24 protein-coding genes are annotated in these 20,135 nt (G+C 58.8%); 10 read left to right on the forward strand and 14 right to left on the reverse strand.

Translation table 11 applies throughout. The features are described 5' to 3' along the window. Positions 1–106 precede the first annotated feature (106 nt). Positions 107–1,081: an iron exporter MbfA gene (gene mbfA / locus AC1965_RS01565; protein WP_483885559.1), complete on the reverse strand. Its 975-nt coding sequence runs from the start codon at positions 1,079–1,081 to the stop codon at positions 107–109. 139 nt (positions 1,082–1,220) lie between these two features. Here mbfA and AC1965_RS01570 point away from each other — a divergent pair, with 139 nt between their 5' ends. Next, a complete protein-coding gene (locus AC1965_RS01570) occupies positions 1,221–1,838 on the forward strand; it encodes a TetR/AcrR family transcriptional regulator (RefSeq protein WP_483885560.1) in 618 nt (205 codons plus the stop codon). After that, complete coding sequence (locus AC1965_RS01575) at positions 1,835–2,095, forward strand: I78 family peptidase inhibitor (RefSeq protein ID WP_483885561.1); 261 nt, start codon at positions 1,835–1,837, stop codon at positions 2,093–2,095. Before AC1965_RS01570 ends, AC1965_RS01575 begins: the two co-directional genes overlap by 4 nt. Positions 2,096–2,159: 64 nt before the next feature. Here AC1965_RS01575 and paaK read toward each other — a convergent pair whose 3' ends face one another. Both paaK and paaI read right to left on the reverse strand, forming a co-directional pair. Then, entirely contained in the window at positions 2,160–3,470 is a 1,311-nt protein-coding gene (gene paaK / locus AC1965_RS01580) for a phenylacetate--CoA ligase PaaK (RefSeq protein WP_483885562.1), read from the reverse strand. Further along, positions 3,470–3,907, reverse strand: coding sequence for a hydroxyphenylacetyl-CoA thioesterase PaaI (gene paaI, locus AC1965_RS01585; RefSeq protein ID WP_483885563.1), 438 nt, complete (start codon positions 3,905–3,907; stop codon positions 3,470–3,472). Before paaI ends, paaK begins: the two co-directional genes overlap by 1 nt. Before the next feature lie 120 nt (positions 3,908–4,027). On the opposite strand from paaI, the gene AC1965_RS01590 reads away from it, so the two are divergent. Continuing rightward, positions 4,028–4,375 (forward strand): DUF2794 domain-containing protein, encoded by a 348-nt coding sequence (locus tag AC1965_RS01590; RefSeq protein WP_483885564.1) that lies wholly within the window; start codon positions 4,028–4,030, stop codon positions 4,373–4,375. A gap of 15 nt (positions 4,376–4,390) precedes the next feature. Here AC1965_RS01590 and AC1965_RS01595 read toward each other — a convergent pair whose 3' ends face one another. From AC1965_RS01595 to AC1965_RS01605, 3 genes are all read right to left on the reverse strand, one after another. Continuing rightward, complete coding sequence (locus tag AC1965_RS01595; RefSeq protein ID WP_483885565.1) at positions 4,391–5,170, reverse strand: C40 family peptidase; 780 nt, start codon at positions 5,168–5,170, stop codon at positions 4,391–4,393. Beyond that, positions 5,167–6,549 carry a leucyl aminopeptidase family protein gene (locus AC1965_RS01600; protein ID WP_483885566.1) on the reverse strand — a complete coding sequence of 461 codons (1,383 nt, stop codon included), beginning with the start codon at positions 6,547–6,549 and terminating at the stop codon, positions 5,167–5,169. Before AC1965_RS01600 ends, AC1965_RS01595 begins: the two co-directional genes overlap by 4 nt. Before the next feature lie 64 nt (positions 6,550–6,613). Next, the gene (locus tag AC1965_RS01605; protein ID WP_483885567.1) at positions 6,614–6,991 is read right to left on the reverse strand and encodes a hypothetical protein; all 378 of its coding nucleotides are present in this window, start codon (positions 6,989–6,991) and stop codon (positions 6,614–6,616) included. Positions 6,992–7,140: 149 nt separating this feature from the next. On the opposite strand from AC1965_RS01605, the gene AC1965_RS01610 reads away from it, so the two are divergent. After that, on the forward strand, positions 7,141–7,791 hold the full coding sequence (locus AC1965_RS01610; RefSeq protein ID WP_483885568.1) for a carbonic anhydrase: 651 nt from the start codon (positions 7,141–7,143) through the stop codon (positions 7,789–7,791). Between the two features lie 68 nt (positions 7,792–7,859). On the opposite strand, the gene AC1965_RS01615 is transcribed toward AC1965_RS01610, so the two are convergent. The 3 genes from AC1965_RS01615 to AC1965_RS01625 form a co-directional block, all read right to left on the reverse strand. Beyond that, positions 7,860–8,882: an aspartate-semialdehyde dehydrogenase gene (locus AC1965_RS01615; protein ID WP_483885569.1), complete on the reverse strand. Its 1,023-nt coding sequence runs from the start codon at positions 8,880–8,882 to the stop codon at positions 7,860–7,862. 141 nt (positions 8,883–9,023) lie between these two features. Then, a complete protein-coding gene (locus AC1965_RS01620; protein ID WP_483886955.1) occupies positions 9,024–9,698 on the reverse strand; it encodes a winged helix-turn-helix domain-containing protein in 675 nt (224 codons plus the stop codon). Position 9,699: 1 nt separating this feature from the next. Continuing rightward, positions 9,700–9,993 carry a hypothetical protein gene (locus AC1965_RS01625; RefSeq protein ID WP_483885570.1) on the reverse strand — a complete coding sequence of 98 codons (294 nt, stop codon included), beginning with the start codon at positions 9,991–9,993 and terminating at the stop codon, positions 9,700–9,702. 183 nt (positions 9,994–10,176) lie between these two features. Here AC1965_RS01625 and AC1965_RS01630 point away from each other — a divergent pair, with 183 nt between their 5' ends. The 3 genes from AC1965_RS01630 (at position 10,177) to AC1965_RS01640 (ending at position 12,623) form a co-directional block, all read left to right on the forward strand. Continuing rightward, on the forward strand, positions 10,177–10,686 hold the full coding sequence (locus AC1965_RS01630; RefSeq protein WP_483885571.1) for a hypothetical protein: 510 nt from the start codon (positions 10,177–10,179) through the stop codon (positions 10,684–10,686). Between the two features lie 119 nt (positions 10,687–10,805). Beyond that, positions 10,806–11,435, forward strand: a complete 630-nt coding sequence (locus AC1965_RS01635) for a ribonuclease HII (protein ID WP_483885572.1) — start codon at positions 10,806–10,808, stop codon at positions 11,433–11,435. Positions 11,436–11,522: 87 nt separating this feature from the next. Then, the gene (locus tag AC1965_RS01640; protein WP_483885573.1) at positions 11,523–12,623 is read left to right on the forward strand and encodes a DNA methyltransferase; all 1,101 of its coding nucleotides are present in this window, start codon (positions 11,523–11,525) and stop codon (positions 12,621–12,623) included. Positions 12,624–12,736: 113 nt separating this feature from the next. Here AC1965_RS01640 and AC1965_RS01645 read toward each other — a convergent pair whose 3' ends face one another. From AC1965_RS01645 to mutY, 3 genes are all read right to left on the reverse strand, one after another. Next, positions 12,737–13,162, reverse strand: coding sequence for a response regulator (locus tag AC1965_RS01645; RefSeq protein ID WP_483885574.1), 426 nt, complete (start codon positions 13,160–13,162; stop codon positions 12,737–12,739). Positions 13,163–13,229: 67 nt separating this feature from the next. Then, positions 13,230–14,375, reverse strand: coding sequence for an alkane 1-monooxygenase (locus tag AC1965_RS01650; RefSeq protein WP_483885575.1), 1,146 nt, complete (start codon positions 14,373–14,375; stop codon positions 13,230–13,232). 70 nt (positions 14,376–14,445) lie between these two features. After that, entirely contained in the window at positions 14,446–15,510 is a 1,065-nt protein-coding gene (mutY, locus tag AC1965_RS01655) for an A/G-specific adenine glycosylase (protein ID WP_483885576.1), read from the reverse strand. 82 nt (positions 15,511–15,592) lie between these two features. On the opposite strand from mutY, the gene AC1965_RS01660 reads away from it, so the two are divergent. From AC1965_RS01660 to AC1965_RS01670, 3 genes are read left to right on the forward strand one after another with little or no spacing between them, the layout of a single operon-like run. Beyond that, the gene (locus tag AC1965_RS01660; RefSeq protein ID WP_483885577.1) at positions 15,593–16,102 is read left to right on the forward strand and encodes a DUF721 domain-containing protein; all 510 of its coding nucleotides are present in this window, start codon (positions 15,593–15,595) and stop codon (positions 16,100–16,102) included. Positions 16,103–16,125: 23 nt separating this feature from the next. Further along, positions 16,126–16,806, forward strand: coding sequence for a DsbA family protein (locus AC1965_RS01665; protein ID WP_483885578.1), 681 nt, complete (start codon positions 16,126–16,128; stop codon positions 16,804–16,806). Next, positions 16,806–17,918 carry a CaiB/BaiF CoA transferase family protein gene (locus AC1965_RS01670; protein ID WP_483885579.1) on the forward strand — a complete coding sequence of 371 codons (1,113 nt, stop codon included), beginning with the start codon at positions 16,806–16,808 and terminating at the stop codon, positions 17,916–17,918. Before AC1965_RS01665 ends, AC1965_RS01670 begins: the two co-directional genes overlap by 1 nt. On the opposite strand, the gene lpxK is transcribed toward AC1965_RS01670, so the two are convergent. Next, positions 17,915–18,904 (reverse strand): tetraacyldisaccharide 4'-kinase, encoded by a 990-nt coding sequence (lpxK, locus tag AC1965_RS01675; RefSeq protein WP_483886956.1) that lies wholly within the window; start codon positions 18,902–18,904, stop codon positions 17,915–17,917. The two genes, AC1965_RS01670 and lpxK, sit on opposite strands and share 4 nt — an antisense overlap. Further along, positions 18,904–20,133 (reverse strand): 3-deoxy-D-manno-octulosonic acid transferase, encoded by a 1,230-nt coding sequence (locus AC1965_RS01680; RefSeq protein WP_483885580.1) that lies wholly within the window; start codon positions 20,131–20,133, stop codon positions 18,904–18,906. The genes lpxK and AC1965_RS01680 overlap by 1 nt, the downstream gene beginning before the upstream one ends. Between the last annotated feature and the right edge of the window lie 2 nt (positions 20,134–20,135).

Consider the following 20,135-nt stretch of genomic DNA (forward strand, 5'->3'; position numbering starts at 1 on the left):
TGGTCAGCAGGACGGCCATCGGCCACGACTGCGGTATGATTGACACGATCGCCGGTGCCGAAACCGAACCGCGTGATGAAGACGCGTTTTAACGCAAGAGCATGACCTAGCCCGATCCGATCAGCACCCCTGCGGCAAATACCAGCGCCCCACCCAGAACGACCTGAAACGCGGCGCGCAAAAACGGGGTTTCCATAAATTTGTTTTGGATCCAGGCAATTGCCCAAAGTTCAACAAACACCACGATGATTGCAATGACCGTGGCAGTCCAAAAATCAGTGATCAAATAGGGCAAAGCGTGGCCCAAACCGCCGACAGTGGTCATGATGCCCGAGGCAAATCCGCGCTTGATCGGCGAGCCCCGCCCCGACAATTCCCCATCGTCAGACGCCGCTTCGGTAAAGCCCATTGAGATGCCGGCACCAACCGATGCGGCCAAGCCAACCAGAAAAGTGGTCCATGTATTATGGGTGGCAAATGCAACGGCAAAGATCGGCGCGAGCGTCGACACCGACCCATCCATCAACCCGGCAAGCCCCGGTTGTACCCAAGTTAGGACGAATTGACGATGCGCGCGGCGGTCTTCGTCGTCGCGGCTGTCCGGTGGCAGATGGGTTTGCTCTAGATCATCTGCTGTAGCCTGATGGCCGGCCTCGGCAGCGGCCAGATCGCCCAGCAACTTGCGGGTGTCGGCATCTGTCGTGCGCGCGGCGGCTGCCAGATAAAACTTTTCGGCGTCCTGTTCCATTGCCGCGGCTTCGGCGCGGATACGTTCGACGCCGAGGTTCTGGATCAGCCAAACCGGGCGGCGCGCGTAATAGCCCGACACATGCTCACGTCGGATCAGCGGGATAACGTCGCCAAAGCGTTTCTGATGCAGATCAATCAGGCGTTTGCGGTGGTCGTCCTCTTCGGCTGCCATGCCATCGAACACCGCGGCGCTGTCGGGGAATTCGTTGCGCAGGGTCTCGGCATAGCCGCGATAGATCCGCGCATCGTCTTCCTCGGACGAGATGGCAAGGGCCAGCACCTCCTGTTCGGAGAGATCTTTGAAACGCTTTCGGTTCAGAGCGAGAGGCATGGGTAAGTCCAACTTGTTTAGAACAATTCTAATTGTAGGTACGGCAAACGGCAACAGGCTAACGCGAGGTCCAACACATTTAGCCCTTGGAACTGAACGATCCGGTTTATATCCTGTATGTCAGTCAATCGGAGCAACCATGAACGCCACAGCCCCAACCATACGCAAAGGCCGTAAGTACGATCAGGTGCTGGACGGGGCGCGCAGCGTGTTCATGGCTGATGGTTTCGAAGGCGCAAGCGTGGATGAAATAGCCCGTGTCGCAGCGGTGTCAAAGGCGACGCTTTACAGTTATTTTCCAGACAAGCGGTTGCTTTTCATGGAGGTGGCGAACTGCGAATGCCGCCGTCAATCCTGCGATGCCCTCGACAGTCTCGATATGGCGGCACCGCCGCGCGAGGTGCTGACGCAAGCCGGGATACACTTCCTGCGCTTCATCACGTCAAAGCTGGGCCAGCAAGTGTTTCGCATCTGCGTGGCCGAATCCGACCGTTTCCCAGAGTTGGGGCGGCAGTTCTATAATTCCGGCCCGGCGATCATGCGGACAGAAATGGCCCATTATTTCGAACAGGCCGAGGCGCGTGGCGAATTAAAGATCGACGATCGCGTATTGGCGGCGGATCAATTTGGCGAGTTATGCAAGGCGGATTTATGGCCGCGCCTGATGTTCGGCGTCAGCAAAAGCGTCACCGAAGAAGAAATCGCCCGCGTGGTCCACAGCGCGGTGGACATGTTTATGGCGAGGTATGGCACATGAGATTTATCGTTTTGGCATCACTGCTTCTGACTGGTTGCGCTGACGTAACCGCGACACCGCCCCCGCCCTCACCATCAGAATGCAATGCTCAGGCCTGGGTCAGGCTCGTCGGGCAACCGGCCACGGCGGCACTTGTTGTGCCCGAACCAAAGCGGCTGTACCGGCTTGGCGATCCGGTCACGATGGATTTTCGGCCGGACCGCGTGAATGTTGTGCTCAGCGATACAGACACGATCATCGACGTGAAATGCGGATGACCTGAAGCCAGGGACTGCGCTCCCTCAGCGTTTAGGCAGGCGCAAATGCCGCCTGCCTGACCTTTCAAGCTTTGCCGCGCAGATCCAGAATACGCACCGCCTTGCCCTCTGACCGCGCAACGCTGCCCGCATCGCTGACGTCGACCGCCACGGAAAGCCCGACTGTCTGTTTGATTTGCGCCGAAAGCGTCTTGGCCGCGCGCGCGCGTGCTTGGTCAGTTACACTGGCATCGGCACACTCACATAGGACCCGCATCTGATCCATACGGCCTGGACGGCTGAGTTCGATCTGGAAGTGCGGCGCCAGATCAGGGGTCGCCATGAGCGCTTCTTCGATCTGTGTGGGAAACACATTTACGCCGCGCAGGATGATCATATCGTCGCTACGTCCCGTTACCTTTTCCATCCGGCGCATGGATCGCGCGGTGCCCGCCAATAGGCGCGTCAGGTCGCGGGTGCGGTAGCGGATAATCGGAAAGGCCTGTTTGGTCAGTGACGTAAAGACCAACTCGCCGATTTCACCGTCCTCCACGGGCTGGCCGGTGTCGGGGTTGATGATTTCGGGGTAAAAGTGGTCTTCCCATATGTGCAGCCCGTCTTTCGTCTCGACACACTCCATCGACACGCCAGGGCCCATGACCTCGCTCAACCCATAGATGTCGACTGCGTGCATATCGAAGGCCTGCTCAATCTCAAGCCGCATGGCATTCGTCCAAGGTTCTGCGCCAAAAATGCCAACTTGCAGGGACGTTGCACGCGGGTCGATCCCCTGAGCTGCAAATTCGTCGAGGATCGACAATGCGTAGGACGGGGTGACAGTGATGCCCTTGGGCTGAAAATCCTCAATCAGACGGACTTGGCGTGGTGTCATGCCGCCGGAAATCGGCGTGGTCGTCAGCCCTAGCGCATCTGCGCCCAGATGGATGCCCAGCCCGCCGGTAAACAGTCCATAACCATAGGCATTATGTAGCATGTCACCCGGCCGCATCCCTGCGGCACGAAGCGAGCGCGCGACGACGTTGCCCCAATTGACGAGATCGTCCTTAGTATAGCCCACCACTGTTGGCTGCCCGGTTGTGCCCGAAGACGCATGAATGCGCGCCACCTGTTCGCGCGGCACGGCGAACATACCAAAGGGATAGTTATCACGCAGATCGCTTTTCACTGTGAACGGAAAGCGCGCCAGATCGGCCAGATCATGCAGGTCGTCCGGGTGTACCCCTGCGGCGTCAAAACTTTGTTTGTAGAAGGGAACATTATCGTAAGCATGGCGCAGCGACCATTTTAGACGACTGACCTGCAGCGCAGAGATTTCGTCACGGCTGGCGATTTCGATCGGGTCCAGCGTATTTCTGGCAGGGGTAAGATCTTGCATCAGGACGGTGCCTCCTCTGAGAAAAGCTGGCCTTGGATGGTGCGGGACAGGCCCCGGAAAAGGGCGATCGTGCGGCCGTCAGACCCGGACACCGTCACGTCATAGACGCCGGAACGGCCGCTGCGCGACACTTCGGTCGCTGTTGCAGTCAGACGTTCACCCGATTTTCCAGGTGTCAGATATGTAATCTGGTTCTGCTGGGCCACGGTGATCTGATTGTAGCTGTTACAAGCAAAGGCAAAGGCACTATCGGCCAGCGAAAAAATGAAACCGCCATGACAAATGCCATGCCCGTTTAGCATGTCTGGCCGCACATCCATGGATAGTACGGCCTGTCCGGGTGCAATCTGGTCGATCGTCATTCCCAAACCGGCAGAGGCGGAATCCTGTGCGAACATCAGTTCGGCGCACCTCTGTGCGCGGGCCTCTGGTGTCATGGTTGCGCTCCATCATGTTTCATATTTTTTATTGCTGGCATAATCCTGTAACGCTTTCAACAGGTTTGATCTGGTCGATCTGGGCTTGATTTGGCGCGCGAAGGGCGCAACTGTCAAATTATGACGATGCAGATCCCCCCGTCGGTCACGCCGTTCGAGCGTCCAGCAGAGCAAGTTTCATTCCACCGCACGGAACTGTCGGCGATTTTGTCGCTCTATGGACAGATGGTCGCCGCTGGGGAATGGCGGGACTATGGAATTTCCTGTCTGCGTGAGGTGGCTGTGTTTTCAGTGTTTCGCCGTACCGCTGAAATCCCGCTTTACCGCATCGAGAAACGGCCCAAGCTGCGCAGTCGGCAGGGGATTTATGCAGTTGTCGGACCCGGTGGGCAGATCTTGCGGCGCGGACATGACCTAAAACAAGTGCTGCGCGTGCTGGAGCGCAAGTTGATCCGTGCGGTGAAGTAGGACGAGCTGAAAGAGCTAAAGCCGACGGTGTGATGTTAGCGGCCCATCACCGGCTTTTTCGATGCGAGAGATGGCATCGTTGATCGTCTCAGAGGTCACGGACATGGCATGGGCATTGGCGTGGATCATCGTATTGTCATCACTCACCAAAGCAACATGGCCTTTCCAGAACAACAGGTCGTTGCGCCGATACGGCCCTGTCACCGCTGTTCCGAGGCTGGCTTCCTGTTGATCGCTGTCACCGGGGGAGGGTACGCCGCAGGCCAGCAGCGCGGCCTGCACCAAGCCAGAACAATCAATTCCCCATCGACTGTTGCCGCCCCAAAGATAGGGTGTTCCGAGGAATAATGCAGCGACTGTTGCGGGGTCATCGTGTTGATGGTCTGCCGGGGCAAGATGTGTCAGCGGGACAAATCCGTGCGGGGTTTTCGCAAAAGAACCCTCGGCTGCGGTCACGGTGACTTCAGAACCGTAGCTGAGACTTAAAAGGTCAGGTGATTTCAGATTGGCGGATGTGTAGGCATGGGTGGCAGGCACGCTGACGCGGTGGGTTGGTACACTATCGGTGTCCGTTAGGGCCGCTGTCGATACATAACCGCAGTAGCCATCCTTGACCGCCTGTACATAGGCCCATCCATCAGCCTCGTTCAATTTGATAACCGCGGCACCCAAGAGCAACTGGCGGTCGCGGGGGCCATCGGGGCGGCGGCACAGGTTGACGACCGGCTGACAGACCCGGACGGGCAAGGCGGTTTTGACCAATTTTGGGTCCGGTGTCAGGCGCGCGTCCGTCATAGGTCGAACAACGGTGTAAGTGCCGCATGCAGGGCGCGGGTGGCTTGGCCGACGCCGCCTTTCGGCCGGGCCGGGGCATCGCTGGGTTGCCAGCCGTAGATGTCAAAGTGCGCATATTTGCTGTCGGTGACGAAACGGCGCAGGAACAGCGCAGCGGTAATACAACCGGCAAAGCCACCCTTGGGCGCATTGTCGAGATCGGCAATGCCAGGTTCGATCATTGCCTCATAGGGCGCGTGAAACGGCATCCGCCAGACCGGATCGGCATGGCTTGCCGCTTGCGTTTCCAAGGCGTCGACAAAGACGGGATCGTCGCTGAAGTAGGGGGCGAGGTCGGGGCCAACGGCCACACGCGCAGCACCTGTCAGGGTGGCCATCGAGATGATTTGATCGGGCTTTTCCTCATCCGCGAGAGCCAGTGCATCGGCCAGAACAAGACGGCCTTCGGCATCGGTGTTATTGATTTCGACAGTCAGACCCTTGCGCGATGTCAGGATGTCCTGCGGGCGGAAGGCATTGCCTGAAACTGAATTCTCCACCGCCGGGATCAGCACGCGTAACTGTACCCCCAGTCTTGTGGCCATGATCATGTGGGCCAGACCCAGCACGGCAGCCGCCCCGCCCATGTCCTTTTTCATCAGCCCCATTGACGCGCCGGGCTTTAGGTTGAGACCGCCGGTATCAAAACAGACGCCCTTGCCTACAAGCGTGAGCTTGGGTCCTTTCGTCCCCCAACGCATGTCGATCAGCCGTGGTGCGCGGTCGGCGGCGCGGCCAACGGTGTGGATCATCGGCAGGTTCTGCGCCAGTAGGTCGTCACCGGTTATAACGGTGATCGTGGCGTCATGTTCATCGGCCAGCCGACGTGCAGCGGCCTCGAGGTCGGGTGGTCCCATATCTGAGGCCGGCGTGTTGATCAGATCACGTGTCAGCGCCTCGCCGGTGGCGAGCGCCGTGATATGCTGCGCATCGACCCCGGCAGGCGCGACCATGCGGGCCAGTAGGGGCGGCTGCGTGTGGTAGCGATCAAAGCGATAGCCAGCCAAGAGCCAGCCCAACGCCTCGTTTGCTAATTGAACATCTGGTATGCCCGATGCGATCTGGTAATCCCCCTTGGGCAGTTTCGAGACCGCTGCCGCGAGGTGAAAGCGCGCGCGCGCGCGGCTTGGCTCGGTGCCATACCCCGCAAGTGCCATCATCGGCGCGCCATCGGCCCCCGCAATGGCCAGCGCCTGCCCCAGTGCGCCTGTAAACCCATTGGCGGTGACCCACGCCTGAACGGGGGCCGATTGGCGCGCCTGCCACTCTTCAAACTGGTCCTCTGCCAGAACGTGCAGGGGCAGGGCGCTATCGGAAGGCGTGGCAAATGCGAGTGTCATGTAAGACCTTTAAGGGATTGGAATTGCCCCGCAGCCTAATCATTCTTGACCTGCCCGCAAGCAGTCAGATGGTGATGTCCTGCAAATCCCAGATTGCGGTCAAAGACCGTTCTCCGATGCGGATCAGCCGCGACAACGTGGCGGCGAGGCCCACGGCATCGCTGGTGTCGATACATAGAATCACGTCCTGCGCCACCGGCGACAGGGCCTGCATCCCGACCTGATCAGCGATGGCGATCAAGGTATGGGTCGCCTTGCGCAAACCCACCCAATCCTGTGCCCGGTAAAGTCTGTCACAGCTGGACATCCGCAGCGCCAGTTCTTCCATCGCGCGGCAGACGACATCTTCGGCTCCGACCTCACCCAATTGCGCGTATAGCGCGCCAAGGCGATCCTGATCGACGGAGACATGCTCCGTTGGTCGAATTTTCAAAAGTTGCATTGTTTTCACCCCAAACTCAGCCCCCACGGCCCTGTAGCAACATGACCCCTACAGGTGTGCAAATGGTTGAGACGCAAACGCATTTTCCCTCGAATTCGTTAGGAATTTGGGATATCTGCGTATGAGCATATTCCGAGGGAGCTAAGCACGTGGATAAGGCCAAGGCACTGCCATCGTATCTTTTGCAACGTTACCATGGCTGGAAAGCCACCAGCTATACCGAGAACCAGGCCTGGTATCGAAGGCTGGCGGCCGAAGGGCAACGCCCACGGGCGATGGTGATCTCGTGCTGTGATAGCCGCGTGCATGTTACTTCGATCTTTGGGGCGGACCAGGGTGAGTTCTTTATCCACCGCAACATTGCGAATTTGGTGCCGCCCTATCAACCTGACGGCGACCACCACGGGACATCTGCAGCGGTGGAATATGCGGTGCGGGTGCTGAAAGTGGCGCATCTGATCGTGCTGGGCCATTCCAATTGCGGTGGCGTGCAGGGGTGTATTCACATGTGCCAAGGAAAGGCCCCCGAGCTGGAGGCGAAAGACAGTTTTGTCGGCCGTTGGATGGACATTCTACGCCCCAAATACGATCTGGTTGCCGATCTGGAAGATCCGATGCACCAGCAGCGGCAGTTGGAAAAGCACGCAGTGATGATTTCGCTGGAAAACCTGATGACCTTCCCGTGGATCAACGAAAAGGTCGATAGCGGCGAATTGAGCCTGCACGGGCTTTGGACCGATATCGGCGAAGGTGGGCTGGAGTATTACAGTACCGACAAAGAGAGCTTTCAGCCGGTGTAAGGCAGCGATCCAGACATGAAAAAGGGGGCCGAATTGGCCCCCTTTTGTTATCAGACTGGTCGGTGCGGTCAGCCCTTTTTCAGAACTTCACGCCCCAGCAGCTCAGCAATCTGCACGGCGTTCAGCGCGGCCCCCTTGCGAAGGTTGTCGCTGACGCACCACAGGTTCAGACCGTTATCGATCGTGCTGTCCTGGCGGATGCGGCTGATAAAGGTAGCGAAATCGCCAACGCATTCAACCGGGGTGACATAGCCACCGTCTTCGCGCTTGTCGATCACCATGATGCCGGGGGATTCGCGCAGAATGTCGCGGGCCTCAGCTTCGTCGAGGTGGTCTTCAAATTCGATATTGATCGCTTCGGAATGGCCAACAAAGACCGGCACACGCACGCAGGTGGCTGTGACCTTGATCTTGGAATCGATGATTTTCTTGGTCTCGGCCACCATCTTCCATTCTTCCTTGGTCGAACCGTCTTCGAGGAAGACGTCGATGTGGGGAATGACATTGAAAGCGATCTGCTTGGTGAATTTGCGCGGCGGCTTGTTGTCCGTGGGGTTATAAATGCTCTTGGTCTGATCCCAAAGCTCATCAATGCCTTCCTTGCCCGAGCCGGACACGGATTGATACGTGCTGACCACGACCCGCTTGATCGTTGCTCGGTCGTGCAGCGGCTTCAACGCGACAACCATCTGCGCGGTCGAGCAGTTGGGGTTGGCGATGATGTTCTTTTTGGAATAGCCGTGGATTGCCTCTGGGTTCACTTCTGGAACGATCAGCGGCACGTCGACATCATAGCGATAGAGCGACGAGTTATCGATCACAACGCAACCAGCCTTAGCGGCGGCGGGGGCGTATTTCTTGGTCGCCTCGGAACCGACGGCAAAAAGAGCGATGTCCCAGCCCGTGAAGTCAAATGTATCAAGGTCCTTGGACTTAAGCGTTCGGTCCCCAAAGCTGACTTCGGAACCCATGGATTTTCGGCTGGCCAAGGCCACGATTTCGTCCACGGGGAACTGGCGCTCGGCCAGGATGTTCAGCATTTCGCGGCCCACATTGCCTGTGGCGCCCACGACGGCGACGCGATAACCCATCTGATTACTCCAATATGTCTGTGTGATGGTCGCAGCCGTTTAACGCGCCTGAACAGCAAAGGCCAGCGCATGTTGGGGGCTTTGCCCCCGCCGCGCTTAATGCATCGCCCGAGGACGAGTTGCAGCTAAAAAGAAATGGCGTCAGAGAACTTTGATTACGTCCTTGTCGATAGCCAGCATATAGCCCCGCCGTGCGATATTCTTGACCAGAAGCTCCGAGACAAGCTGATTGCCCAGCGTGTCGCGCAGGCGTTTGATGCGGGTGGCGCCCGCGGCTTCGTCACAGTCAGCGGCGTTGCGGCCTGAAATCATGCCTTCGATCTCCGACCCGGACAGCACATCGTCGTCCATCCGCGCCTCGGCCAGTATCGACATAGTCTCCATCGCGGCGGCGGTCAGCTTGAAACCAAGGTTGTTGAGGTAGACGGTGTTTTCCTCGCGGCTGATCAGCAGGGAATTCACCTGAATCCCCGTGCGTTCGATCTGGGCCATGCGGCGGTTAAAGCTGATCAGCATGATCAGAAACACAACGGCAGCGATCAACATGGCGGTGGCAAAAATCAGCAGGACAATGATCACCACCCGGTAGCCCGACAACGTATCGGAAAAGGCGGTTCCGGACTGCGCGAGGATTTCCAGCAGCTTGATTTCGGCCTGGGTGGTCAGATCATCGTTTTCGATGAAAATCCGTTCGACGCGGGCATTAAAGGCGTTGGCATCGGGCAGCGCCCAAAGCAGCAGCAGAGCACCTGCCAGCAACACGGCCACGATGGCGGCAATGCCGCCCCCTACGAAACGTCCACCGACGCGCCGCATATCAGAAGCGGAGGTAGTATGTTCCTGCACTGTCTTTCCTTTGTGCCAAGCCGTCATCGCCAAACACAGACAGTATATTCAGCAATGTCCAGCCCTGAGACGCAAGACGTGCCGAGAGTTCTGCCTGTGCGCTGCCTGCATCGCAGGCCCCAGAGATCTGCGCCACACCATAATGCAGGCGCAGAGGATTGTCTTGCTTTGCCTTGTAATCGGCATAGCAGCCGGCTGCTGCCGCAGCGGGCAGTGCCAGTGTGACCATCAAGACGGTCATGAGGGAAAGACATGTGTTTTTCATATGTTTTTAATGCGCTTTTGCGCGCTGATATTCAATATCCAATGCGGTTGGCTCGCGTTGTTATCGGATAACAGGGGGCTGTTATTGCCTGTCTTGGCCGACACACCCAATTTGATTTCACAACAGTTCATTCGGCCCAAGCGCACGACCTATCCGTGCTGATAACAAGAAAGGATCAAACCCATGTACCGCAAAGTCATTGCAACGATCGCCGCTGCTTCCATCGCTTTAACCGCGCTCGGTTCTGTCCCAGCCTATGCGGGTGACAAGGACGTTGCACGCGCCCTCGCGGCGATTCTAGGTGTCGCGGTTGTGGGTAAGATCATTCACGACAAAAAGAAGGACAGGGAACGTGAAGAGGCTGCGGCACGTGAGCGGCATATCCCCGTCTACGAAGCCCCGCGTCGCCACCGCCCCTATGTCGACCCACGACCTGCACCGCGCCGCCTCGACCCCAAGCCGCTGCCGCGCCGTGTCGATCGCAAGCTGTTGCCCGCCAACTGTTTCCGCAGCTTCGACACCCGTCGCGGCAAGGTGCAGATGTTCGGGCAGCGCTGCTTAGAGAATAATTACCGCTATGCCGACAGGTTGCCGTCTTTCTGCGCTCAGCGCATCCAGACCAACCGTGGGCTGCGCCACGGGTATGATGCCCGCTGTCTGCGCGATGCGGGATACCGCTTGGCCCGTGGGTAACCACGTGCCTTGACCGGGTGGCGCGTCCCTGCTGCCTGGTATCGGAAAGGGGAGATGTTCGGGCATCTCCCCTTTCTTTTTTGTTGCACTACCGCGCCTCATGCGGTTTTCCCGGTCGCATGACACCTGATTATGAATTTGAGCGCGCGGCCATCGCGCAGGGCTTTGCCACCATTGCTGGTGTTGATGAGGTCGGGCGCGGGCCGCTGGCCGGGCCAGTCACCGCCGCCGCCGTTGTCTTGTCGCCTGACCGCATCCCCAAGGGGTTGAACGATTCCAAAGCGCTCACCGCCAAGGCGCGCGAACGGTTATATGACGAGATCATGACCTGCGCCGACGTCTGCATTGCCCACGCCAGTGTCCAGGAAATAGAAGATCTGAATATTTTGCGCGCCAGTCACCTTGCGATGACACGGGCGCTGGCAGGGCTTGGCAAACCCGCGGACTATGCGCTGATCGACGGGAACATGATCCCGCGTGATTTGACCCTCCCGGCACAGACAATCGTGAAGGGAGACGCGCGATCTGTGTCTATTTCAGCGGCCTCAATTGTGGCAAAAACATGTCGCGACAGGATCATGGTGGATTTGGCGCAACAGCATCCCGGCTATGGCTGGGAGACCAACATGGGATATGGATCAAAAAGACACATCGCCGCGCTGCAAAATCTTGGTGTGACCCCACACCATAGACGTTTGTTCAAGCCAGTGCACAATATCTTGTATCAAGGTAATTTCTTAACTGATTGATTCAAAAAAGAAATTGACCGCGAATCGCCTATGACTCATTCTGTACCCAACCAATGAGCGCACAAGCGCCGGGACAGAGGCAGAGATATGAAAACCATGACAAAGGGTGCTGCGGCACTTCCCTTGAACACGATTATTGCGGGTGATTGCATTGAGGCGATGAACGCCTTGCCGGAGGAGTCGGTCGATCTGATCTTCGCCGATCCGCCATATAACCTGCAGCTGCGGGGCGATTTGCATCGGCCGGATAATTCCAAGGTCGATGCAGTCGATGATGAATGGGATCAATTCGCCAGCTTCAAGGTCTATGACCAGTTCACCCGCGCATGGCTCAAGGCCGCACGGCGCCTTTTGAAACCCAATGGCGCGATTTGGGTTATTGGCAGCTATCACAACATTTTCCGCGTAGGGTCCGCGTTGCAGGATCAGGGGTTCTGGATTTTGAATGATGTGGTTTGGCGCAAGTCGAACCCGATGCCGAATTTCCGTGGCAAACGGTTTACCAATGCCCATGAGACAATGATCTGGGCGGGCAAGTCCGAGGCCAGCAAATATACCTTTAACTACGAGGCGCTGAAAGCGCTGAACGAAGGTATCCAGATGCGCAGCGATTGGGTCCTGCCGATCTGTACCGGGCATGAGCGCCTGAAGGACGAGGCCGGCGATAAGGCCCATCCGACACAGAAACCTGAAAGCCTGCTGCACCGTATCCTGGTAGGGTCGACCAATCCGGGCGACGTGATCTTGGACCCGTTTTTTGGCACAGGAACTACCGGGGCCGTGGCCAAGATGCTGGGCCGCGATTTTATCGGGATCGAACGCGAGGAAGCATACCGCAAGGTCGCTTTGAAGCGCATCTCGATGGTCCGCAAGTTCGACAACGAAGCGCTTCAGACCACCACATCGAAACGCGCAGAACCACGTGTGCCCTTTGGTCAGTTGGTCGAACGCGGCATGTTGCGCCCCGGCGAGCAGCTTTATTCAATGAATGGCCGCCACAAAGCCAAGGTGCGCGCCGATGGCACATTGATCGGCAGCGATGTCAAAGGGTCAATTCACCAAGTTGGAGCAGCCTATGAAAAGGCGCCTAGCTGCAATGGGTGGACCTATTGGTGCTATAAAAAGGACGGAAAGAATGTCCCCATCGACATTCTGCGTCAGCAGATCAGGGCCGAAATGGCCAACTGATCGCCCTCAAGTTTTCTGAACACCGCCGGTGCCCTGCGATCTTTGAATAAGGTACGCCACTAAGGGCACTCACCTTGACCCTGCCCTTGTGGCGGGGTTTTTTTGGTCTCACGCTAGCTTAACCGCCTTTTTTGCCCTCGCAGCTGTTTCAGCGCCGCTTCGACATAGCGGGCGTCGAATTCGGCCTTGTTGACCACATAAAGCACACCGGCAGAGGCCGCTTTTTCCCACATAAAGGGCGATGGCCAATCGCTGACCATGATCACCGGGGTTTCGGCATGATGCTTGTCCGTCGCCAATTCCATTGCAAAATGCGCGCCCAGCCCATCGGGCAGGTTGTTATCCAGCAAGATCAGAGCCTTTCTGCCCGTTGCCAACGCGCGACGTGCAGCCCCAAGGCTGGTTGCCACCTCAATCCGCAATCCCTGATGGGATTGGTGCAGGATGCGGCGCAGTTTTTCCTGATCAAATTCGCTGTCTTCGACGATCAGGCATACGCCATCGCGTCCCGGCTTAACGGTACTCGTCTCAAAACGCATAAATCCCACTCCACTGGTTGCGCCCCAACAGAGGTGCCATGGAATGTTTAATATTGCGTGTGTCCGCTCAGCGCGGCAGCGGCGTTGTGCCTTTGTTGTAATCCGACCAATCGGTGATCTCGGGGTAATACATGTCGCGCCATTTGCGCACCCTTGGGTTCATGATGCGCCGCCACAGCGGTGGTACCATCGCGGCCATGGTCATTACCGGATAGCCATAGGGCAGTTGCGGTGCATCGCCCGCGCCGTAGGTTTGAAGCACCGGAAAGCGCCGGTCGGGTTTATAGTGGTGATCAGAATGCCGTTGCAGGTTGATCAGCAGCCAGTTCGATGCACGATGTGCGGCATTCCATGAATGACGCGGTTGCACGTGCTCATATTTGCCATCCCCCAGATGTTTGCGAGTCAGCCCATAGTGTTCGATGTAATTAACCAGCTCCAACTGCCAGATCGCTACACCTGCTTGGACGAGGAAGAGCCCGACACCACCCCAGCCCCCCAACACGAGTGCCAGCAGCAAGAAAGCCCCCTGAAGCGCCCAGTATTTGAAAAACGGGTTGCTGGGATCAGTCCAGGGAAGGTCCTTGCGGGCCAGCATTTTTTGTTCCGCGCGAAATGCCGACTTCAGCGATTGCCGCAGGACGCGCGGATAAAAGCGGTGAAAGCCCTCGTTATAATGTGCTGTCACCGGATCGCGTGGCGTGGCGACATAGCGGTGGTGAACCAGTAGGTGCTCAGAGCGGAAGTGCGAATACATCACCATGGCCAGCAGGAAATCAGCCAGGAACCTTTCGGTCTTGTTCTTCTGGTGCATCAATTCGTGGCTGTAGTTGATGCCGATGGTCCCGGTAATCACACCCACGCCGAAGAAAAGAAAAATTCGTTCGGCTATGCCCAGATGCGCGGCGCGCGTGGCATAAAAGATCAGGCCGAATACGGTGATGAATTGCAGCGGCACCCAGACCAGCGTGACAACGCGATACCAAAATAGGTCCTCTTCGGTGGCATCCAGATCGGCGTTATCAAGGTTCAAGCCCAGAACGGCGTCAAGTAACGAAAAAAGGTACCAGGTGACCAACGGTAGCAACGCAATGCTCCACCCGCCCTGCACGGCGCAGAACCATGCCAGCGGGACGAGCAGCAACGACATCCAGAAAGGCAGCGCGCGGGATAGGCGGGCAAGGTCTGCGGGCGCGATGGTGCGGCTGGTCATTTTGGTCACCTTTGTTGGATCGTGGCAGATATAACGCATTCCACGCAGGGCACAAAGCCTGACGCAGCGCTCATCGTGCCAGATCGAAGGCTTTGCGCATGACCGTTGGCAGATCGGTCGGGCTGAACTGGTTTGGCGGGATGAATTGCCCCGCCTGTGGCGTCGCGTTCGCCGGCACTTGGGCGTGCTGCACGGTCAACATTAAATGGAAATGGGTAAAGGTATGGCGCACTTCGCCGGTAACCTTCTTCCAGTCAGCCGAAATTGGTGGCAGGCCTTGCGGGCGTGGCTCTGTCGCGTCCAACCAGTCAGAGCCTGGCCAGCCTAGCATGCCCCCCAGCAGGCCCTTGTCGGGGCGGGTTTCCAGCAGCCATGCGCCATCGACGCGTCGCGCCAGATAAACGGTGCCGTGGCGGATGGGTTTTGGCTTTTTCGGAGTTTTGCGCGGCAGGGATGCGGCGGTGCCTTCACGCCGGGCGGCGCAGGGGTCACGCCAGGGGCAGATGCCGCAGGCCGGAGATTTCGGTGTGCAGATCGTGGCACCCAGATCCATCACCGCCTGAGCATAATCGCCGGGGCGATGTGCGGGCGTCAGCGCTTCGGCGCGCGCCATCAGTTCCGGCTTGGCCCCGGGCAGGGGTGTGTGGATGTCAGACAGTCGTGACATCACCCGTTCCACATTGCCGTCCAGCACGGCAAAAGGCAGATCGAAAGCGATGGATGAAATGGCCGCCGCAGTGTACGGACCAATCCCCGGCAAGGCCAGAAGTGCGGCGTGATCCGCAGGAAAGACGCCGCCGTGATCCGCCACCACCGCGCGTGCGCATTTCAACAGATTGCGGGCGCGTGCGTAGTAGCCAAGCCCCGCCCATTCAGCCATGACATCTGCATCGGCAGCCGTGGCGAGGGCGTGCACATCGGGCCAACGTGCGGTAAAGCGGGAAAAATAGTCGCGAACTGTTGCAACGGTGGTTTGCTGCAACATGATTTCGCTCAGCCACACACGATAGGGATCGGGCGCTAAGCCCGACTGCCGCGCACCGGGTGGCACGCGCCATGGCAGCATGCGGGCATGGGTGTCGTACCACTCCAGCAGGATCGGCGGCAGATCGCTGGTATCTGGGGTTTCACGCAATGTTTATGGCCTTTCGGGCTGCTTTGGCTGGTGATGCACGGGCAAACCTTTATGTATGTGATGACATCCGGGAAACATAGTCATGCCGCCACGTCGTACCAGTACAAAAGGGTTCAAACGGACCGACAGCCTGTTATCGGGCCAAATTCGCAAGGCGAGCGAAACCCGTGGCTTTGCGCAATCACGCCTGTTGACCCATTGGGCCGAGATTGCAGGCGAAGACACTGCCGCCGTCGCGCAACCTGTCGAAGTCAGCTATGGCCGGGGTGGCATGGGCGCGACCCTGACTTTGCTGACGACCGGCGCAAATGCACCAATGCTTGAAATGCAAAAGGAGCAGTTGCGCACGCGGGTGAACGCCGTCTACGGCTATAATGCCATTGCCCGGGTGCGGATCACCCAGACCGCTGCCACAGGATTTGCCGAAGGCCAGGTGGCCTTTGCCCACAAGCGCCCCAAAGCCAAAGTTGCAGCGTCAGACCCCGTCTTACGGCAAAAAGCTGTTGAGGCTGCGCGCCCAGTAGTCGACGAAGGGTTGCGCGACGCCCTTGCACGTCTGGGCGAGAACATATTGAACAAGACCAACACCTGACGAAGACGACAAAGGAATATCCAATGAATCGAAGAAATGTAATCCTCGGCGGTATCGCTGTTCTTGGCGTCGGCGGCTGGTTCGCGGCCAACCAGTTCGGCACCAATCCTGCCAACAGCACCGCAATCACACCTCTTGCCGGGGCCGCGAACGCCCAAACTGCGGATGTGGATACATCCGGCATCACCGATATGGTGATGGGCGATGCTGATGCGCCGGTGACGATGGTGGAATATGCATCCTTCACCTGTCCGCATTGTGCGACGTTTCACACCACCGCTTTCAAGCAGCTCAAGGCCGATTATATCGACACCGGTAAGGTGAAATTCATCTACCGCGAGGTCTATTTTGATCGCTTTGGTCTTTGGGCGTCGATGGTGGCGCGTTGTGGTGGCGAACAGAAGTTCTTTGGCATTACCGATCTAATTTACAAATCCCAGTCCGAATGGACGCGCGCAGGTGAACCTGCCGCCATCGTAGAGGAATTGCGCAAGATCGGACGTCTGGCCGGGCTGGATAACGAGAAGTTGGATGAATGCCTGCAAGACGCCGAACAAGCAGAGGCATTGGTGGCTTGGTTTACCAAGAACTCTGAAGAGGACGAGATCACGAGCACGCCAAGCTTCATCATCGACGGTAAGAAACAATCTAATATGTCCTATGACGAGATGAAGGGAATCCTCGACGAGGCGCTGGCGGGCTGATGACTGCACCACTGGCGGGATTGAAAGTTGTCGAACTGGCACGGATTCTGGCTGGCCCTTGGGCTGGCCAAACCCTGTCAGATCTCGGCTGCGAGGTCATCAAGGTTGAAAGCCCCGCAGGGGATGACACCCGCCAATGGGGCCCACCCTTTGTCACGCGGGACGACGATGTGTCGGCGTCCTATTTCCATTCGACCAATAGGGGCAAAGCGTCGGTAACCATCGACTTTCGAACCGACGAAGGACAGGCGCAGCTCAAGGCGCTGTTGGCCGATGCTGATATCCTGATCGAAAATTTCAAGACTGGCGGTCTGGCGAAATACGGGCTGGATTACGCCAGTCTCGCGCCGCAGTTTCCCAAGCTGATCTATTGTTCGATCACCGGGTTCGGCCAGACCGGCCCCTATGCCCACCGTGCGGGATACGATTTCATCATCCAGGGCATGTCGGGCCTGATGTCGATCACCGGAGAGCCGGACCGGCAGCCGCAGAAGTCCGGAATGGCGATCACCGATATTTTTACCGGCGTCTATGCCAGCACTGCCATTCTTGCCGCCCTACACCAGCGCAGCCAGACGGGCGTGGGTCAGCATATTGACATGGCTTTGCTGGATTGTGCCGTAGCGATCACGGGCAATCAGGCAATGAACTATCTGACGACAGGCGTCGCCCCGACGCGCATGGGCAATGCCCACCCTAATCTGACGCCTTACGAGGTGTTCGAATGCTCTGATGGTCACCTGATCATCGCCACCGGCAACGATGGCCAATATCAGCGCCTGTGCCGGTTGTTGGGGCTGGACGACATGGCGGCATCGCCAGATTACGCCCGCAATGCTGACCGGGTTGCGAACCGGCCAGAGATGATCCGGCGTCTGACGGGCGCGACGCGTCTGCGCACGCGCGATGATCTGCTGGCGGCCTGCGAGGCCGATGGTGTACCTGCCGGGCCTATCAACGACATGGCAGACGTGATGGCCGATCCGCAGGTGGTGGCACGTGGCATGCAGGTGGAACTTGACGGGGTGCCCGGCCTACGGTCGCCGTTCACCTTTTCGGGTGCCGACTTGGCGTTGCATCGCCCTGCGCCAAAACTCGGTGAAGATAACTAGCCCAGCTTAGGCAGTTGCTTCAACGCGTCATGTAATGGGTTTTCCGCAGGCAGGCTCAGGCGTACAGGCAATGTGATTACCTTGGTCCGAAAGGCAGGCGGCAGGCGCACTGCGTCTTTTTCCGTGGTCACCAATTGCGCGCCGCGCATCGTGGCTTCGGCCTCTAGCCGGGCCATCAGCCGGGGCGTCAGCGGCTGGTGATCATCCAGCGCTTCGGCATGCAGGATAGTCGCCCCCAACCCACGCAGCGTCGCAAAGAATTTTTCCGGGTGGCCGATACCGGCAAAGGCCAGCACACGGGCGTCTGACCAGTCCATCCCGGTTATCAGCGGTACCAATTCCGCGCGCGCATGGGGCAGGGCCGCAGGCAGTGGCGAGGCGTCGAACATGCTTTGCGCTTCGGCGTCCCCAATCGACAGCAACAGATCGGCGCGTGCCAGCCCCACCGCCACAGGTTCGCGCAGCGGCCCGGCCGGCAAACATAACCCATTGCCAAACCCCTTGGCGGCGTCGACGACGACGATGCTTAGGTCTTTGACAAGGGCGGGGTTCTGAAAACCGTCGTCTAGGACCACGACACTGGCCCCTGCTGCCTGCGCCGCGCGCGCGCCCGCGGCCCGGTCCTTGGCGACCCAAACCTCCGCAAAGGCGGCCAGCAGCAGCGGTTCATCCCCCACCTGTGCCGCGCTGTGGCGCGAAGGGTCGACTCGCAGCGGCCCCTCGACCGTGCCGCCATAGCCACGCGACACGACGTGTGGCTCGTGAAACTGATCGCGCAGGTGTTCAACAACTGCGATGACTGTTGGTGTCTTGCCGGTGCCGCCTGCGTTGATATTGCCAACGCAGATAACGGGTATGTCCAGCTTGGCCGGTTCTCCGCTTGCCAGTCTGCGCGCTGTGGCCGCCGCATATAACGCGCCCAGCGGTTGCAGCGCCCGCGCGCGCCAGTCGGGCCGGGGCAGGTGCCAGAAGGCGGGCGCGCGCATCATGACGCCCCCGCGCGCACGTCAAGCGTGTCTTGAACCAGGTCAATCACGCGGTCTGCCAGCTCGGCGCCCTGGCTGATCACGTCCCACCCCGCATGGGCCATGGTCGCCGCTTGATCCGGGGCAATCAGGCGCGACACCGCGGTGCCGAGAGCGGCGGCATCATTGACGATCCGCGCGGCACCAGCGGTGGCAAGCCGACCGTAGGAGGGCAAAAAATGCCGCACTTTTGGGCCATAAAGCACGGCGGAGCCAAGGGCTGCTGCCTCGAAAGGATCACAGCCGCCATGGCCCGCAACCAAGGAGGAACCCAGGAACGACACTGGCGCGATGCGGAAAAACAATCCCCGATCTGCCGCGTCATCAGCGATCAGAACCTGGGTCGTATCATCAGGATATTGCGCACCTCCCCATTGAAGCGCGTTAAAATCGCGCGCTTGGGCTTTTTCGAGTGCGAATGTTGCATCTGTCGGATCCTGAATGTGCAGGATCAACAGCAGCCGATGCGATAGCCGCATGGCTTGTCGGTGGGCGGATAGAACGACAGGAATTTCTTCGGTCAGCACTTGGGTCGCGAACCACGCTGGCCGCCCTACCAGAATGCGCGACATATCGGCCAGATCGGAATCGGCACAGCCAAGCGCCTGCCCCCCGGCCAACAGGGGTGAGGTCGCCTGGCCCTTGCTTGGCGGCAGGCCAAGCTGGATCAACCGCCGCAGGGCCGCATCTGAACGGGTAAGGGCCACTTCAAACAGGGACAGCATCCGTCGCGTAAGTTCGGGCATCCACCGGTCTCGTCGGCCGTCAAACCCGGCGGTGTCAGCGTCGATCATCATCAGCGGGCATTTGCGCGCCGCCGTTTCCAGTATCAGGTTCGGCCGTAACGCACCCCACGTCCAGATGCACAGATCCGGCTTCCAGTGATCCAGAAAAGCCGCGACGCTTGTTGGGTGTTCGCTCGGCACCGGGCAGGCGATCAGATCGGCGCTGTCACATTGGGGGAAATCGGCTACTTGGGTCGCTTCGGGCAGGGTGATCAGCAGGTTCAGACGCTGACGGGTGGCGCAAAGGCGGCTGGCCAGATCAAGGATTGCGATCATATTGCCGGCATCGGCGGCATGAATCCACACCAGTTCACCCTTGGGGCGGGCGGGCAGATCGGGGGTGGCGCTGACCTCCCCGCGTCGTGCAAGCGCACGGTATGCCGCCAGCCCCAGTGACCGCGCCATCG

The organism is Sulfitobacter sp. KMM 9851 (genome assembly GCF_057178245.1).

Bases quoted from the DNA above. Each gene is read 5' to 3' on its own strand.
- mbfA (WP_483885559.1), bottom strand. From the start codon at position 1,081: ATGCCTCTCGCTCTGAACCGAAAGCGTTTCAAAGATCTCTCCGAACAG.
- AC1965_RS01570 (WP_483885560.1), top strand. From the start codon at position 1,221: ATGAACGCCACAGCCCCAACCATACGCAAAGGCCGTAAGTACGATCAG.
- AC1965_RS01575 (WP_483885561.1), top strand. From the start codon at position 1,835: ATGAGATTTATCGTTTTGGCATCACTGCTTCTGACTGGTTGCGCTGAC.
- paaK (WP_483885562.1), bottom strand. From the start codon at position 3,470: ATGCAAGATCTTACCCCTGCCAGAAATACGCTGGACCCGATCGAAATC.
- paaI (WP_483885563.1), bottom strand. From the start codon at position 3,907: ATGACACCAGAGGCCCGCGCACAGAGGTGCGCCGAACTGATGTTCGCA.
- AC1965_RS01590 (WP_483885564.1), top strand. From the start codon at position 4,028: ATGACGATGCAGATCCCCCCGTCGGTCACGCCGTTCGAGCGTCCAGCA.
- AC1965_RS01595 (WP_483885565.1), bottom strand. From the start codon at position 5,170: ATGACGGACGCGCGCCTGACACCGGACCCAAAATTGGTCAAAACCGCC.
- AC1965_RS01600 (WP_483885566.1), bottom strand. From the start codon at position 6,549: ATGACACTCGCATTTGCCACGCCTTCCGATAGCGCCCTGCCCCTGCAC.
- AC1965_RS01605 (WP_483885567.1), bottom strand. From the start codon at position 6,991: ATGCAACTTTTGAAAATTCGACCAACGGAGCATGTCTCCGTCGATCAG.
- AC1965_RS01615 (WP_483885569.1), bottom strand. From the start codon at position 8,882: ATGGGTTATCGCGTCGCCGTCGTGGGCGCCACAGGCAATGTGGGCCGC.
- AC1965_RS01620 (WP_483886955.1), bottom strand. From the start codon at position 9,698: ATGCGGCGCGTCGGTGGACGTTTCGTAGGGGGCGGCATTGCCGCCATC.
- AC1965_RS01625 (WP_483885570.1), bottom strand. From the start codon at position 9,993: ATGAAAAACACATGTCTTTCCCTCATGACCGTCTTGATGGTCACACTG.
- AC1965_RS01630 (WP_483885571.1), top strand. From the start codon at position 10,177: ATGTACCGCAAAGTCATTGCAACGATCGCCGCTGCTTCCATCGCTTTA.
- AC1965_RS01635 (WP_483885572.1), top strand. From the start codon at position 10,806: ATGACACCTGATTATGAATTTGAGCGCGCGGCCATCGCGCAGGGCTTT.
- AC1965_RS01640 (WP_483885573.1), top strand. From the start codon at position 11,523: ATGAAAACCATGACAAAGGGTGCTGCGGCACTTCCCTTGAACACGATT.
- AC1965_RS01645 (WP_483885574.1), bottom strand. From the start codon at position 13,162: ATGCGTTTTGAGACGAGTACCGTTAAGCCGGGACGCGATGGCGTATGC.
- AC1965_RS01650 (WP_483885575.1), bottom strand. From the start codon at position 14,375: ATGACCAGCCGCACCATCGCGCCCGCAGACCTTGCCCGCCTATCCCGC.
- AC1965_RS01660 (WP_483885577.1), top strand. From the start codon at position 15,593: ATGCCGCCACGTCGTACCAGTACAAAAGGGTTCAAACGGACCGACAGC.
- AC1965_RS01665 (WP_483885578.1), top strand. From the start codon at position 16,126: ATGAATCGAAGAAATGTAATCCTCGGCGGTATCGCTGTTCTTGGCGTC.
- AC1965_RS01670 (WP_483885579.1), top strand. From the start codon at position 16,806: ATGACTGCACCACTGGCGGGATTGAAAGTTGTCGAACTGGCACGGATT.
- lpxK (WP_483886956.1), bottom strand. From the start codon at position 18,904: ATGCGCGCGCCCGCCTTCTGGCACCTGCCCCGGCCCGACTGGCGCGCG.
- AC1965_RS01680 (WP_483885580.1), bottom strand. From the start codon at position 20,133: ATGGCGCGGTCACTGGGGCTGGCGGCATACCGTGCGCTTGCACGACGC.